The 15,095-nt window shown below is 62.0% G+C and carries 12 protein-coding genes; 7 read left to right on the forward strand and 5 right to left on the reverse strand.

The genetic code is table 11. From position 1 onward, the window contains the following. The first annotated feature begins 48 nt into the window (after positions 1 to 48). From fepB to ACBG85_RS05105, 3 genes are all read left to right on the forward strand, one after another. On the forward strand, positions 49 to 1,044 hold the full coding sequence (gene fepB / locus ACBG85_RS05095; protein WP_054188018.1) for a Fe2+-enterobactin ABC transporter substrate-binding protein: 996 nt from the start codon (positions 49 to 51) through the stop codon (positions 1,042 to 1,044). 111 nt (positions 1,045 to 1,155) lie between these two features. After that, the gene (locus ACBG85_RS05100; RefSeq protein WP_003945842.1) at positions 1,156 to 2,469 is read left to right on the forward strand and encodes a sensor histidine kinase; all 1,314 of its coding nucleotides are present in this window, start codon (positions 1,156 to 1,158) and stop codon (positions 2,467 to 2,469) included. Further along, positions 2,466 to 3,128, forward strand: coding sequence for a response regulator transcription factor (locus tag ACBG85_RS05105; protein WP_003945911.1), 663 nt, complete (start codon positions 2,466 to 2,468; stop codon positions 3,126 to 3,128). Before ACBG85_RS05100 ends, ACBG85_RS05105 begins: the two co-directional genes overlap by 4 nt. Before the next feature lie 96 nt (positions 3,129 to 3,224). On the opposite strand, the gene ACBG85_RS05110 is transcribed toward ACBG85_RS05105, so the two are convergent. Then, a complete protein-coding gene (locus ACBG85_RS05110; protein WP_070162114.1) occupies positions 3,225 to 4,157 on the reverse strand; it encodes a tyrosine-protein phosphatase in 933 nt (310 codons plus the stop codon). 250 nt (positions 4,158 to 4,407) lie between these two features. Between ACBG85_RS05110 and ACBG85_RS05115 the strand changes: the two genes are divergently transcribed. From ACBG85_RS05115 to ACBG85_RS05125, 3 genes are all read left to right on the forward strand, one after another. Further along, positions 4,408 to 5,442, forward strand: coding sequence for an ABC transporter substrate-binding protein (locus ACBG85_RS05115; RefSeq protein WP_165638630.1), 1,035 nt, complete (start codon positions 4,408 to 4,410; stop codon positions 5,440 to 5,442). 155 nt (positions 5,443 to 5,597) lie between these two features. Further along, positions 5,598 to 6,491 (forward strand): phosphoribosylaminoimidazolesuccinocarboxamide synthase, encoded by an 894-nt coding sequence (locus tag ACBG85_RS05120; protein WP_003945463.1) that lies wholly within the window; start codon positions 5,598 to 5,600, stop codon positions 6,489 to 6,491. Next, positions 6,488 to 8,602: a S9 family peptidase gene (locus ACBG85_RS05125; RefSeq protein ID WP_192711977.1), complete on the forward strand. Its 2,115-nt coding sequence runs from the start codon at positions 6,488 to 6,490 to the stop codon at positions 8,600 to 8,602. Before ACBG85_RS05120 ends, ACBG85_RS05125 begins: the two co-directional genes overlap by 4 nt. A gap of 28 nt (positions 8,603 to 8,630) precedes the next feature. Here ACBG85_RS05125 and ACBG85_RS05130 read toward each other — a convergent pair whose 3' ends face one another. Both ACBG85_RS05130 and ACBG85_RS05135 read right to left on the reverse strand, forming a co-directional pair. Then, positions 8,631 to 9,320, reverse strand: coding sequence for a response regulator (locus ACBG85_RS05130; RefSeq protein WP_003945570.1), 690 nt, complete (start codon positions 9,318 to 9,320; stop codon positions 8,631 to 8,633). After that, entirely contained in the window at positions 9,317 to 10,903 is a 1,587-nt protein-coding gene (locus ACBG85_RS05135; RefSeq protein ID WP_064688544.1) for a sensor histidine kinase, read from the reverse strand. Before ACBG85_RS05135 ends, ACBG85_RS05130 begins: the two co-directional genes overlap by 4 nt. 119 nt (positions 10,904 to 11,022) lie before the next feature. On the opposite strand from ACBG85_RS05135, the gene ACBG85_RS05140 reads away from it, so the two are divergent. Next, positions 11,023 to 12,435 carry a C4-dicarboxylate transporter DctA gene (locus ACBG85_RS05140; protein ID WP_007734438.1) on the forward strand — a complete coding sequence of 471 codons (1,413 nt, stop codon included), beginning with the start codon at positions 11,023 to 11,025 and terminating at the stop codon, positions 12,433 to 12,435. A 131-nt stretch (positions 12,436 to 12,566) separates the two neighbouring features. Here the strand turns inward: ACBG85_RS05140 and ACBG85_RS05145 are convergent, their stop codons facing one another. Then, positions 12,567 to 13,790 (reverse strand): acyl-CoA dehydrogenase family protein, encoded by a 1,224-nt coding sequence (locus ACBG85_RS05145; protein WP_054188015.1) that lies wholly within the window; start codon positions 13,788 to 13,790, stop codon positions 12,567 to 12,569. Further along, a complete protein-coding gene (locus ACBG85_RS05150) occupies positions 13,787 to 15,064 on the reverse strand; it encodes an acyl-CoA dehydrogenase family protein (RefSeq protein WP_209448362.1) in 1,278 nt (425 codons plus the stop codon). Before ACBG85_RS05150 ends, ACBG85_RS05145 begins: the two co-directional genes overlap by 4 nt. Between the last annotated feature and the right edge of the window lie 31 nt (positions 15,065 to 15,095).

Here is a 15,095-nt window from a genome sequence, read left to right on the forward strand (position 1 = left end):
TTTGATGGGCTTTTGAATTCGAGGAGTGGTCCGCCAGTGGGCGTCACAATGAAAAAATCACGCACCCTGAAGGTGCTCTCCGCAGTCTTGGTAGCAGGGTTCGCCCTCGTCGGTTGTAGTTCTGCGGATGCCGATTCCGATGCTGACTCAGCTGCATCGCAGGGTAATTGGCCGCGTACCGTGGAAACGCCGAAGGGGCCGGTGGAGATCACGTCGAAGCCGGAGAGGATCGTCTCGACCAGTGTGACGCTGACGGGCACGCTGTTGTCGATCGACGCTCCGGTGGTGGCTACCGCATCGACGGGACCGAACACCGACGTCTCGGATGCGCAGGGGTTGTTCACACAGTGGGGCGACATAGCAGAAGAACGCGGACTCGCAGTGTTGCCGATGGGCGGTGCGAACGCGGAATCCGTTCTGGCGCAGAACCCGGACCTGATCGTCGTCTCGGCAACTGGAGGTGACTCCGTCGTCGATCTGTACGAACAGTTCACGGCCATCGCGCCGACAATCGTGGTGGACTACGGCGGAAGTAGTTGGCAGGAAGTCGCCGCTGTGCTGGGTAAGGCGACAGGTCTCGAAGACAACGCGGCGGCCACGGTCGCGAAGTTCGACAGCGCAGTAGAGGCCGCGAAGGCCAAGATCACACTTCCCCCGCAGCCGACCACTGCGCTGGTCTACTACGAGGACGGCAGCGGTGCCAACATCTGGACGCACGAGTCGGGGCAGGCGAAGTTGCTCACGGCGATGGGTTTCACGGTCGCCGACATTCCCGAGTCCGCGAAGAGCAGTGAATCCATGGGTAAGCGCAAGGACATCATTCAGGTCTCGGCGGAGAACCTCTACGACGGTATCTCGGGCAACACCCTGATCTTGGTCAGTGCCGACGACGGTGCGGTGAAGGCGGTCGAGGCACTTCCACTGTTGGCCCAGCATCCGGCAATTCGTGATCACCACGTCTATGCCGTGGGTCTGGACACCTTCCGTCTCGACTACTACAGCGCAACCAACATGGTGAACCGGTTGGTCGAGCAGTTCAGCTGAGCCATAAGTACTAGGTCTTTCACCTTCAACTAGTGCTTTGGTAGGAGCCGGGAATCGAACATTCCCTTCACGTTCGCCGAATGTGGGACCAAGTGGTGCGCGCATGCCACCATGAACGTCAATCATCGGATGCGGAATGGGGAGTGGATGTTCGACTCGGCTGGTCAGAATGCCCCGGGGCAAGCCCTGGCATCGCGAGGGTGGGGACGTTTCAACCTGAACAACCCGGCCACGGCGGCCGTGATCGTCGGCCTGCTGAGTGTGCCGTGGGTGTTCGGTCTCGCCAGTCTCAAGACTGAACCCGAGACGAGCAATCGAGTGCTGAGCGATCCGGGAACCGTCGTCGGCATCATGGGTTTCCTGACGGTGTTGACCGTTGTGGCGTGTGCGCGCCGGCGGTACCCGATCGCGTACTACCTCCTGACGTTGGCAGGATCCGGCGGATTGATGCTCTTCCTCGGCAGTCGATCGCTGGGGGCCACGCCGCTTTTCTGGTTCGCGATCATGGCAGTGTCCATCCGAGTGACAGGCATGCGCCTGGTCGGACTGCTGGTCCTCGGAATGGCGATGGACGTGATCTTGGCGATGTATCTCACCGAACGGGACGGGCTGACGGTCGCCGAGGTTCAGGTGGGGGAGTTGCCTCACTTGTTCCTCGAACCGGCGGCAAACACCGTCACGAGTTTTCTGGTCGTCGCAGCCATGGGAAAGATCGTCGCGCGCCTGCGAAAACAAGCAGTGGAGAACAGTCAGGCAGTAGCGGATCTGCACCGGGACCGCGAACGCAAGATTGCGAATGCCGTTGTTGCCGAACGGCAGGACATGGCACGTGAACTGCACGATGTCGCTGCCCACCACATGACCGGCATGATCATCCAGGCTCGTGCCGCCGACAAGTTCTTCTCGAGCAATCCCGAACAAGCACAAGCCCTTCTGGGGGGCGTCATCGAGCAGGGTCAGCGGGCCCTCAACAGCTTGCGGCAGATCGTGGGGATACTTCGCCTGGGTGAGGAAGACCCCGATTTCCCGACGCCCATGGTCTCCGACATCGACGAGTTGGTGGACGACTGCAAGCGCACCATCTCGTCGATCTCGTTGGAGAAGGTCGGCCGCTTCGACGACCTGGACAGCGGAGTCCAGTTGACGTGTTACCGCATCGTGCAGGAGGCGTTGTCGAACGTCCTTCGCCATGCGCCGGGTAGCGAGTCCAAGGTGTGTCTGAGTCGAGAAGCCGGTGCGGTGAGGGTACGGGTGGTCAATACTCTCGGGAATGCTCGCCCGGCCTCCGACGGGCAAAACCTCGGAATTGTGGGAATGCGCGAACGCGCGACGCTCATGGGTGGTCAACTGGACGCCGGACCGAATTCGGAAGGTGAGTGGGCTGTGCAGGCACTGGTGCCGGTGAACGGGAGGATCAACGCATGATCGATGTCCTTATTGCAGACGACCAGCAGGTGGTACGGCAGGGGTTCGAGCTGTTTCTCTCCGGTCACCCCGAGATTCGCGTCGTCGGGCATGCCAAGACGGGAGTCGAGGCGTACGAGCAGGTGCGTGCACTGCGACCGGACGTCGTGCTGATGGATATCCGAATGCCGCACGGCGACGGGTTGACTGCGACCCGGGAGGTCCTTGCCGAGTTTCCCGGAACCCGCGTCATCGTGATCACCACGTTCGATCTCGACGAGTACGTTTTCGAGGCGCTCGACAGCGGTGCCGCAGGGTTCTTGCTCAAAGACGCCGATCCCGAAGAGCTCTCGTCGGCAGTGTTGACCGTGGCCGAAGGTGGTTCGGTGCTCTCGCCGAGATTGACGTCGAGACTGATCGTGGAGTTCGCGAGGCGCAAGCCGGCACCGATGTCCACGGCGCGCTCCGGATCGGATCACGGTCTCAGTGCGCGTGAGATGGATGTGGTGCAGTTGCTGTCACAAGGCTTGGGAAACAACGACATCGCAGATTCCCTCAGCCTCGAACAGAGCACGGTGAAGTCGCACATCAGCAACATCTGCAAGAAGCTGCAGGTGCGTACCCGTGTGCAGATCGTCATCTGGGCGTACCGAAACAACGTGATCGCCGTATCGCGCTGACGCATGGGACGCTGCGGCGCATCCGCCGCGGCACGGGCAGAGAAGTACACGTGCCCCGGGTCCGATCCCTCGTCGAACCCGGGGCATCCGTGCCACTCAGCCCAGCAGTTTGGCTTTGAGCGTCATGACAGTCGCCGGGCTCAGACCCAGGCCCTCGGTCAGGTACCGATCGACTGACCCGTAGGTCTGGTCCAACTGGGCGAGACCGGCATCGAGATAGCTTGCCTCGACACCCAACAGGGGCTCCATGTTGACGGCCATCTGTTCGCCCAGGCTCGCCGCGATGCCCGCGCGCGTGGCCTTCATGCCTTCGGCTGTGTACTCGTTGGTCAGCAAGTAGTCGTTCATGATCACCGCGCGGTCGACACCGGCGATACTCAGCAGCAGAAACGACGTCCAGCCGGTGCGGTCTTTGCCTGCGGTGCAGTGGAAGACCTGTGCACCTTCGGTTTCCGCGAGACCCGTGAGCAACTGCGCGAACCCGGCCCGCTCCGTCGCTCCGGTGACGAAGGCGCGGTTCATGTCCTGCATCATCGATCGTGAGTCCTCGGGGGACTTGATCTTCGCGATCATCTCGGCGATGTTCCCGGACAGGATCGGAATGTTCTCGTACGCAACCCCGTCGGGCAAGACATCGGGCTTACTGGCGATCTCGGGTTCCGTGCGCAGATCGTAAACCTTTGTCAGTCCCAGCTTTTCGAGATTGCTCATGTCATCGCCCTTGGGCGTGATCGCGTTCGCGCGGTAGAAGACTCCCTTGTTCACGGGCAGGCCGAAAGTCCCCGAGTATCCGGCGCCGGTGCCTGCGACGTCGCGGAAATTGTCGATCCCGGTCAGCCGCGGCGCATCTGGGGTCTGCTCGGAACTGCCGAGGTTGCTGGATCCGAAATCCAGCGAGCCGAACAGCGGAGCCGAGGGGCCAGGTTCGGCCTGCGCGATCGAGGCGCCGAAACCGGTGATGAGAAAGCTACTGGTCAACGCAATGGCCGCGGCAGACCGTAGTGAGCAGGTACGGGTGGATCGGGACATGTGTGAGCCCTTCGTCGAGCGGAGAGAGTGGCGAGTCGATGAGGTATCGCGAAGGCAAGGTAGCGAGTTCGCGTGTCCGATTCGAGAGGAATCTTGCTTTGCTCCCTCTCAGTGGGAGGCGTGCTGCTGTAAGCGTGGGCGGCTCGGGAGGCGCAGTTCATTCCTCGGGACCTGTGTTTGTGTAAAGGTCCAGTGCCCTGATATTGGTTAGCCTCACCAAATCAATTCCGGAGCAGTCCGGTGCGTTCAGATGGAGTTCAACATGCGGGTTCAAGGTCTGTCGCGGTTTCGCCGCGCAGTGGTGATCGGCGCAGCAGCTGCGCTGGCGGTCGGCGTCGCCGGCTGCAGCAACTCCGAGGAGGCGTCGTCCGAATCGTCGACGACAGCCGCGAGCTCGCAGACCCGTGTCTTCGAGGCACAGAACGGATCCATCGAGATCCCGAGCGACCCGCAACGGATCGTGGCCTGCGGATACGCAGTTCTGCCGCTGATTCAGGCGGGAGCGAACCTGGCAGCAGTATGCGAGTGGACCCGTGAACTCGGCAACATGGACGACAAGACCAAGGCCGCTTACGAAGCTCTGCCGAAGGTCGCGCCCGACGGCAACGTCTCCCAGCTCAACTACGAGGGAATCGTCGCTGCCGAGCCCGATCTGATCATCATGGGTGTTCCCGCTCGAGTCGAAAGCCAGCTGGACATGGCGCAGCTCGAGGCGGCCGCTCCCGTCGTCTTCCTGGGACCGACGGTTCCTGCTGATTGGCGAGTGCTGGGCGAGCAGTTCGCCGATGCCGCGAATGTCTCCGGCACCTACGGCGAGTTCAAGGACGACTACGACGCCAAAACCGCCGAACTGGCCGCGAAGTACAAGGACAAGCTCGGCTCGTTGACCTTCGGCGGCGTGTGCAACGTCTGCAAGCCGGAGGCCGGCACCTTCTCACGCGAGTACGCGTCTTCGTACACGACCAATCTCTTCGACGGACTCGGACTGCAGTTCCCCGGCACCCCCGCAGACCCCGCCGACATCCACGTCGAACAGGTATCCATCGAGAAGATCGGCGAAAATCTCGGAAATGTCGACGTGATCGTCTACGGCCTCAACGCCGACGGCTCGATGTCTCCGCAGTTGCAGGAGCTGGTCAATTCCGAGCTGTGGAAGGAATTGCCCGCAGTGAAGGCCGGCAACGTCGTCCAGGTCCAGCATTCGCTGGCCGCGACCTATCAGACGGCTCTTCTGACGCTGGATTCGATCGACGAGGGCCTGTCGAAGCTGCCCGCAAACCAGTAGTTCATCGACTGTGACGGTGGCCTCTCGCCTGCTGGCGAGGGGCCACCTGCATATCCGGATGAGCAGGGCGGACAGCTCTCCGAACGGCGAGGACGCTTACCTGTCCCGGCTACCGGGGTTCTGTACGAACTGCGAACGCCCGATAGGGTGACCGGGTGCGTCCTACACTTGATTCCTACACTCATCTGGCCGGTGGCAAGGTCCGTGACCTTTACACGATCGACGACGAGCATCTGCTGCTTGTCGCGAGTGATCGGATCTCGGCCTACGACCACGTGCTCAGCACGCCGATCCCGGACAAGGGTCGCGTGCTCACCGCGATGAGCGTGTTCTTCTTCAACGTCCTCGGTGGCACCAACCACCTGGCCGGCGAGCCCGACGACGATCGCATCCCGGAAGAGGTTCTCGGCCGCGCTCTCGTGGTGCGCTCCCTCGACATGGTTCCCGTCGAATGCGTCGTTCGTGGCTTCCTCACCGGCTCCGGCTTGGTCGACTACAACAACACCGGCGCAGTGTGCGGCGTCGCGTTGCCCGAGGGCCTCGTCGAGGCGTCGCGTCTGCCCGACCCGATCTTCACCCCGGCGTCCAAGGCGGCTCTCGGGGATCACGACGAGAACATCAGCTTCGATCAGGTAGTGGAGAAGGTCGGCCAGAAGCTGGCAGTGCAGCTTCGCGAGGACACTCTCGACGTCTATGCCCGCGCCTCCAACTTCGCAGCCGATCGCGGAATCATCCTTGCCGACACCAAGCTCGAATTCGGTCTCGACTCCGCTGGAAACCTCGTGCTCGCCGACGAGGTGCTCACCCCCGACTCGTCGCGCTACTGGCCTCTCGAAGGCTACGAAGCGGGCAAGGTGCAGCCCAGTTTCGACAAGCAGTTCGTGCGCGACTGGCTCACGAGCCCCGAATCCGGCTGGGACCGTAGCTCGGACACGACACCGCCGCCGTTGCCGCAGGAGATCGTCGACGCGACCCGGGCACGCTACATCGAGGCGTACGAGCGCATTTCCGGTCTGTCCTTCGACGATTGGGTCGGTCCCAGCGCATGAGCCTGATCCCGCCGGTCGCAAAGAAGGTCCCCACCGAACGTACCCATCACGGACACACGTTCGTCGATGACTACGAGTGGCTGCGGGACAAGGACAACGCCGAGGTAGTCGCATACCTCGAAGCCGAAAACGCGTACACCGACGAGCAGACGGCCGCGCTCGAGCCCTTGCGCGAGAAGATCTTCCAGGAGATCAAGTCGCGGACGCAGGAAACTGACATGTCGGTGCCCACTCGCATGGGTAAGTGGTGGTACTACTCGCGCAGCGTGGAAGGCAAGTCGTACACCGTCCAGTGCCGGTGCCCCATCGCCGGTGAAGACGACTGGACTCCGCCCGACCTGACGCCCGGCGTCGAGCTGGCCGACGAGCAGATCCTCATGGACGGCAACGTCGAAGCCGAAGGGCACGAGTTCTTTTCGCTCGGCGCGTTCTCCATCAGCGAGGACGGCACGTTGCTCGCGTACTCGGTGGACATCGTCGGCGACGAGCGGTACACCTTGCGGTTCAAGAACCTCGAGACCGGTGAGATGCTCGCCGACGAGATTCCCGATACCGCGCCTGGCGCCACCTGGGCGATCGACCACAGTCACGTCTTCTACATGACGGTCGACGACTCCTGGCGTCCGGACACGGTGTGGCGTCACAAGCTGGGAACGCCGCAGAGTCAAGATGTTTCGGTGTTCCACGAGCCCGACGAACGGTACTGGGTTTCGGTGGGGTCCACCCGCAGCGAGAAGTACCTGATGATCTGGGTCGGTTCCAAGGTGACCAGCGAAGGCTGGATGCTGGAATCGGCGAACCCGGAAGGCGACTTCCGCGTCATCATCCCGCGTCGCGAGGGCGTCGAGTACGGGGCCGAGCACGCCGTGATCGGGGGAGAGGACCGCTTCCTGATCCTCCACAACGACGTCGTCGACGGCATCAAGGCAGAGAACTTCGTGTTGGTGGAAGCTCCCGTGTCGGATCCGACGAACATGACGACGCTGATCGAGCACAGCGCAGACGTTCGTCTGGAAGAAGCCGAAGCCTTTGCCGGACACCTCGTCCTGAGCTACCGCCGCGAGGCGCTCACTCGGGTTGCCGTGTGGCCGTTGACGGATGACGGCTACGGCGAACGCCACGAGATCGACTTCGACGAAGAACTCTTCAGCATCGGCATGGGGTCCAACCCGGAATGGGCGCAGCCCACCATCCGGCTCGGCTTCACGTCGTTCATCACTCCCGGGCAGGTGTACGACTACTACGTCGCCAGTGGTGAACTGGCACTGCGCAAGTCGCAGCCTGTTCTCGGTGACTTCGATGCGAGTAACTACGAGCAGCGTCGCGACTGGGCAGTAGCCGACGACGGAACCCGCATTCCGCTCTCGATCGTGAGGCGCGTAGGTGCGCCGGAAGGTCCCGCGCCGCTGCTGTTGTACGGCTACGGTTCCTACGAGGCGAGCATCGACCCGTCGTTCTCGGTTGCCCGCTTGTCGTTGCTCGATCGCGGTGTCGTCTTCGTCGTCGCACACGTGCGCGGCGGCGGCGAGATGGGTCGTCACTGGTACGAAAACGGCAAGACGCTCACCAAGAAGAACACCTTCACCGATTTTGTCTCTTGCGCAAAGCATTTGATCGACACCGGTGTCACGTCGGCCGACCGGATGGTTGCCGACGGCGGTAGTGCAGGTGGATTGCTGATGGGCGCTGTCGCCAACATCGCTCCGGAACTGTTTGCCGGCATTCTCGCCAATGTTCCGTTTGTCGACCCGTTGACGTCGATTCTCGATCCGTCGCTGCCGTTGACGGTCATCGAGTGGGACGAATGGGGAGATCCGCTGCACAACAAGGACGTCTACGACTACATGCGCTCGTACAGCCCGTACGAGAACGTGGAAGCCAAGGACTATCCCGCCATTCTTGCGATCACGAGCATCAACGACACCCGTGTTCTGTACGTGGAGCCGGCCAAGTGGGTCGCAAAACTGCGCGCCACCAAGACCGGTGATGCTCCGCTACTTCTCAAGACCGAGATGAGCGCCGGACACGGCGGTGTCAGCGGTCGGTACGAGAAGTGGAAAGAGGTCGCGTTCGAGTTCGCCTGGGTGCTGGACACCGTGGGTGCGAACTAGCTCCGGTGTCAATCTGGTTCTGCGTCAATCAGGTTCTGCGGTAACGAACTTGAGGGCGCCCAGCGCGCCCGTACTCGGTCTCCCGGGTGAGCATGCCGTCGTCTGCCAGCTTTTCCAGGTAGCGCCAGGCTGTCACCCGGGACACGCCGACCGATGCTGCCACCTCTGCAGCGGTCACGGGTCCCTCAGAATCACGGACAGACGCTGCGACGAGTCCGAGTGTTTGAGACGCAAAGCCTTTCGGTGCCGCTGCTCGATCGTCGGACGTTCGTAGCGCAGACATCGCGCGGTCGATGTCGTGTTGACTGACCGCAGACTCTCCAGCGGGAAGCGCTGCACGATATTCGAGGTAGCGCTCGAGCTTGTCGCGGAATGCTGCGAAAGTGAACGGCTTGAGAAGATAGAGGACGATCCCGCGAGCCACGGCGCTTCGGACCACCTCCAGATCGCGCGCCGAGGTAACCGCGATGATGTCCGGACTGGGCCGCAAACCGCCCAGGGCGGAAGCCACGTCGAGACCGCTGGCGTCGGGCAACCCGATGTCGAGCAGGACCAGGTCGATGGGCTGGTCGGTGGCGTTGGCCGCCGTAACTGCACGCACGGCGGCGTTCCCGGAATGAACCACGCCGTGGACCACGAATTCCGGCACACGCTCGACGTACGAACGGTGCGCCTGGGCGATCAACGGTTCGTCGTCGACTATCAGCACACGGATCATCGCGGTGCTTCCACCTCGCGCAGCGGGATACGGACAACCAGCATGGAGCCCATCGCCGGCTCGCTGGTGAGCGTGCCGCCGTGCCGTTTCACAACTTGAGAGACCAGTGCGAGACCGAGTCCGCGAGAGCCGGATTTTGTGGAGTAGCCACGGCCCTTGGCCTTTTCGAGTGCTTCGGGTGTCATTCCCGGGCCGCTGTCGGCGACGGCAACAACCATCATCGAATCCTCTTCCATTACCGTCACTTCCACCCACGGAGACTCGCTCGCGCGCGATGCGTCAATAGCATTGTCCACGAGATTGCCGACCAGCGTGACCAACTCGCGTGCATTGAGCGAAGGAACCGGACCGAGCGCGGTGTCTTCGGTGATGGTCAGGTCGACCCCGCGTTCGGCCGCTTCACTCATTTTCCCGAGCAGCAGTGCGGCGAGCGCCGGCTCGTGGACCGCATTCATCAGACGATCTATCAACTGTTGGGACACTCGCAATTCATTGGTGGCGAAGGCCACTGCGTCTTCGTTCCGGCCCAACTCGACCATCGTGATGATCGTGTGAAGACGATTTGCACTCTCGTGGGCTTGCGATCGAAGCGACTCGGCAAAACTCCGTACCGAATCCAATTCCCCGAGTACGTTCTGCAATTCGGTGTGATCGCGAATTGTCAGCACGGTGCCAATTCTGTTGCCCTCCCACTCAACCGGGTGTTGGTTGACCACCAGCACACGCTTGTCGGTGAGGTGCACTTGATCCTTCGCGGGAGAGGCGTCGTCGACTCGCATGGTCTCGGGGATGGACGAAAGTGGCACGGGCCCGTCCGGTAGATCGAGGAGGCGACGCGCTTCGTCGTTGACGATATCCACTCGCGCATCTCTGCTTCGGCCTCGCCCGATCACCACCAGACCCTCACCGATGCTGTGCAGGACGGCGTCGTGGTGTTCGTACATGGTGCGCAGTTCATCCGGCGCCATCCCCAGGGTCTGTCGCCGGATACGCCGACTCACCAGAAGTGAACTCAGGAGGGCGGCAAGAAGACCGCCGCCGGCAACGAACAGGATGACCGGAACACTTTGGGCGAACTGCTTGCTGATCTGCTCGCGGGTGACACCGGCAGAAACCAGACCGACCAGGGTTCCGCCGGAATCGTAAACAGGAGTGACTGCGCGGATCGACGGCCCCAGCGACCCGGCGTACGTCTCTGTGAAGGTCACGCCGGCAAGTGCGCGGTCGATGTTCCCGGTGAAGAGTTGACCGATCAGCTCCGGGCTCGTGTGGGTGAACCGAGTGCGATCAGGCGCCATCACCACGATGAAATCGACGCCGGTTGCCTGTCGGATCTTCTCGGTCTGTGGTTGCAGAATCGCGGTCGGGTCCGGACTCGTCAGGGCTGCCGCCGTCGAATCCGACAGGGCGAGAGTCTGCGCTATCGAGCTCACCTGCCTGCGGATCGCGTCGTCGCTGTCTCGGCGTTCGTCGACAACTGCGAGCGCGGCCCCCACACCGATGACCAGCGCCAACAACGCCAATTGCAGGAGCAGGATCTGCCTGGCGACGCTCATACGTCGGCCGGTCTTTCGTTCGACCATCGAGCGCCTCCTGAACGTAATGAACACAAACTTCCGGGCCCACCTGTTTGCAACAAGAATTCTCCACGACTCGAAGTGATCCCGATCACTTCACAGATATCCGATCCAAAGGACACCCCATGAGCAGCACGGCAACAGGGACAGTAGACGGTTCCCCACAGCCCGAGGGCACCAAGGCAAAGCGCGACAAGACGCATTGGCTCTACATGAGCGTCATCGTCGCGGTCATCGGCGGCATCCTCGTCGGTTGGCTCGCACCCGAGTTCGGTAAGTCCGTCGGTGTACTCGGCACGTTGTTCGTCAGCCTGATCAAGATGATGATCAGCCCGGTCATCTTCTGCACCATCGTGCTCGGCATCGGCTCGGTTCGAGCGGCGGCCAAGGTCGGCAAGGTCGGCGGCCTCGCACTCGCCTACTTCATCGGGATGTCCACCATCGCACTCGCGATCGGCCTGGGCGTCGGCAACCTGCTCAACCCCGGCAGCGGCCTGAACATCACGCCCAATGCGGCCTCCGTGGCCAAGCTTGCAGATCAGGCCCACAGCGCGGGCGGTACCTGGGACTTCATCGCGTCCATCATTCCGACGTCGATGCTGTCCTCCCTCACAGCCGGCAGCGTGCTGCAGACTCTGTTCGTCGCCCTTCTGGTCGGCTTCGCGATCCAGTCGCTCGGCAAGTCGGGTGAACCGATCCTCAAGGCCGTCGGATACATCCAGAAGCTCGTGTTCAAGATCCTGACGATGATCCTCTGGCTCGCCCCGATCGGTGCTTTCGGTGCCATCGCCAGCGTCGTCGGCCAGACCGGTTTGAACGCCGTCGTCCAGCTCGGCACCCTGATGATCGGCTTCTACCTGACCTGCCTGATCTTCGTCTTCGGTGTTCTCGGAACGCTGCTGCGCGCCGTCACCGGATTCAACATCTTCAAGCTGGTCAAGTACTTGGCCCGTGAGTACCTGCTCATCTTCGCCACGTCGTCCTCCGAATCGGCACTGCCGCGTCTGATCGCCAAGATGGAGCACGTAGGCGTCGAGCGCACCACGGTGGGCATCGTCGTTCCCACGGGCTACTCGTTCAATCTCGACGGCACCGCGATCTACCTGACGATGGCCTCGATCTTCATCGCCGACGCCATGGGACAGCCACTCGGTTTCGGTGAACAGCTCTCGCTGCTGGTGTTCATGATCATCGCCTCCAAGGGCGCTGCCGGAGTCAGCGGCGCCGGTCTGGCCACGCTGGCAGGCGGACTGCAGAGCCATCGCCCCGAGCTTCTCGACGGCGTCGGACTCATCGTCGGAATCGACCGCTTCATGTCGGAAGCGCGAGCGATCACCAACTTCTCGGGCAATGCGGTTGCGACTCTCCTGGTCGGCGCCTGGACCAAGACGATCGACAAGGAACGCGTCGTCGAGGTACTCGACGGGAAGATTCCGTTCAACGAAGCCACGATGCTCGACGACGAGGACGAAGAAGAGCAGCACAAGCTCGAAACGGCTCCGACCGGCACCAAACAGTCGTTCGTGAGCCATCACTAGATCCGTCCGCTCTGCTGAACGTTTGACTGCGCTGCAGGCGCGGAACCCGATCTACGATCAGTGATCCTGGTCGTAACGATGAAAGAGACCGCCGCACCAACCGTGCGACGGTCTCTTTCTGTTCGTGGCTGCTATGTGTACCAGGTCGGTTCGGGAATCTCGCCGGTCAGAAAACGACTACCGACTTCACGGCGTTTGTACGCGAGCGGATCGTGAAGGGTATGCGTCCGAATGTTGCGCCAGTAGATGTCCAGGCCGACGTCGTTGGACGTGGCTCGGGCACCGGTCAGTTCGAAGATCTTGTTGCTGATCTCCAAGGAGACGTCGGCGGCGCGAAGTTTTGCGGCCGCAATGCGTACGGCGAGGTCGCCGCGAGCCTGCTCGGTGAGGTTTTCGCGAGCGTCGTGGAGCACTGCGTCGGCCTCACGGCTGACCTGATCCACGAAGGCCTCCGCTGCCCACAGCTTCGATTGCAAGTCGCCATAGCCCTCACGGAGGTACCACTCGTCGGTTGCGATTTCGCGGTTGTCACCGCCGTACGGCCATGGACGCGTACGGGTTCGGGTGTACTCGGCCGCAGTGTCCAGTGCGCCACGGGCGATCCCGAGGTAGAAGTTCGCGAACACGATCTCGATCGCGGGGAAGTTCAGGGTGTTGTAGACCAGAGGTTGGAATTCCTTGTCGACAAAGCCTGCCGCACTTGCCCAGTCGACCTCGACGTCGTTGATCTCGACACTGCCGGAATCGGTGAGGCGCTGTCCGAGATTGTCCCAATCACCGCGGAAGACTATGCCGTCCTGAGCAGTCGGCACGATTGCGAACACATGCGTCGCAGTTCCGTCGATGATTCCTTCGAGCACCGTGAGGTCGGTGACTCGGCCGCCGGTGGAAAACGACTTGACACCGTTGAACACCAGGGTGTCTCCGCGGTCCGCGACGGTGAGGTCGGTGTCTCGAGGGTTGACCGCGCCGCCGAAGAAGAATCGGTTGCTCGTGTACAGCTCCTCGACAGCGGAGATCTGCGGATCGGTTCCGACCAATCTGGCTGCCCATGCCCACAGATAGTGGTATCCGAGCAGTTGTCCGATGGAGCCGTCGGCGCGGGCGATCTCCCGAACCACCTTGTAGGCGGTCTCCCATCGCTGCCCGCCGCCGCCGAACTCGACCGGGCCCAGGAGCGTCACAAGACCACTGTCCTTGAGCAGCTGAACTTCTCGGAACGGTGGTTCGCCGGCTCGGTCGCGGGCGAGTGCGTCGGCGGCAAGGATGTTGCTCACCTCGCGAGCCCGGTCGATCCAGCCCTCGGATGTGTCGGGAACGCCGACGAAGACTTCGGTTTCACTGGTCACGGTCATGCCTGTTCATCCTTTTCGGTCGGTGCGGTCCCGATGGCCCACACGTAAATCGGTTCGGTTCCGTTGATTTCGTAGTCGCCGACAACTTTGGATTTGAAGACGACCGGATTGTGGCTGGCGACGGTGCGGGCGTTGCGCCAGAATCGATCGAGATCGAGGTCGCGGCTGACTCCGGAAGCACCGAGTGCGTCGAAGATCTTGGCCGTGGCCGGCACGACGAGTCCGATCGAGGCGACTTGCCCTCGCCCCGAATCGATTTCGGCTGCGATGTTGGCGGCCTTCTCTTCCTCCGGCGAGCCGGAGAATGCGGCTTCGTAAGCCCATTGGGACGACTGTGCTGCGTGCAGTGCAACGGCCTCGGCTGCAAAGGCAGCAGAGGACACCTCGCCGACAACTTGCTGGATCTGCGAATCCTGCGCGTATCTCGGAGCGTTGCCGTGACTGAAGGTTCGAGTACGAGAGGCAACTCGACGAGAGATCTCCATCGTAGCAGCCTTGGCGATGCCGGCGAGAGTGGCGAGGTGGAACAATTGGTAGAACGCGGTCTGGTATTTGAATCGTGTCGAGAAGTCGAAGATGTTCTCCGGCTGTACAATTGCGTTCTCGTATACGGACGAACCGGAGCCAGTCGTCTGCTGGCCGAACCCGTTCCAATCGTCACTGTGTGTGACACCGGGTTGTCTCGCCTCGACCGCCGCGATCACGAATGCGCCGGTGTCGGTGCGCTGCGAGTACAGGTCGATCCAGTCGGCGAAGATGGAACCCGTGCTGTAGAACTTTGCCCCGTTCGCCAGGAAATGGTCGGCATCGGGTGCGGGCGAGACCTTGGTGTTGGCTTCGCCCAATGCAACGTCGCCGATTTCGGTCCACGCGTTGCCGACTAACTGTCCCTCCGCAAAGCGTCGGAGCCAGATGTCACGCTCCGGGCCTGGGTCGGCGACCAGTCGGTCTTCGACAAATGCGAAATGTCCGCGCAGGGCCTGGGTGATATTGGAATCGGCGCTCGACAGCTCGACTAGTAAGCGGATCAATTGCGGGATGCTCGCACCGGATCCACCGTGTGTTGTCGGCACCCGAACGGCGCCGAAGCCTGCATTCTTGAGTGCGTCGATCTGTTGGAAGGGAAGTACGTGATCGCGTTCGCGTTCGACGACGCCTTGTGCGATGTCCGCGAAGATCGGACGGAATTTCTCTGCCAGTGTTTCGTAGTCGACCTCACTTTTGATCGGATCAGCAGACCGGGGTACGGCATTCGGCGTCAGTGCGGTGGTCATGGGAAGAATGCAAGCTGTAAACACCAGGGGC

Origin of the sequence: Rhodococcus sp. NyZ502, from assembly GCF_041464245.1 — a bacterium.
Taxonomy (GTDB): Bacteria; Actinomycetota; Actinomycetes; order Mycobacteriales; family Mycobacteriaceae; genus Rhodococcus_F; species Rhodococcus_F qingshengii.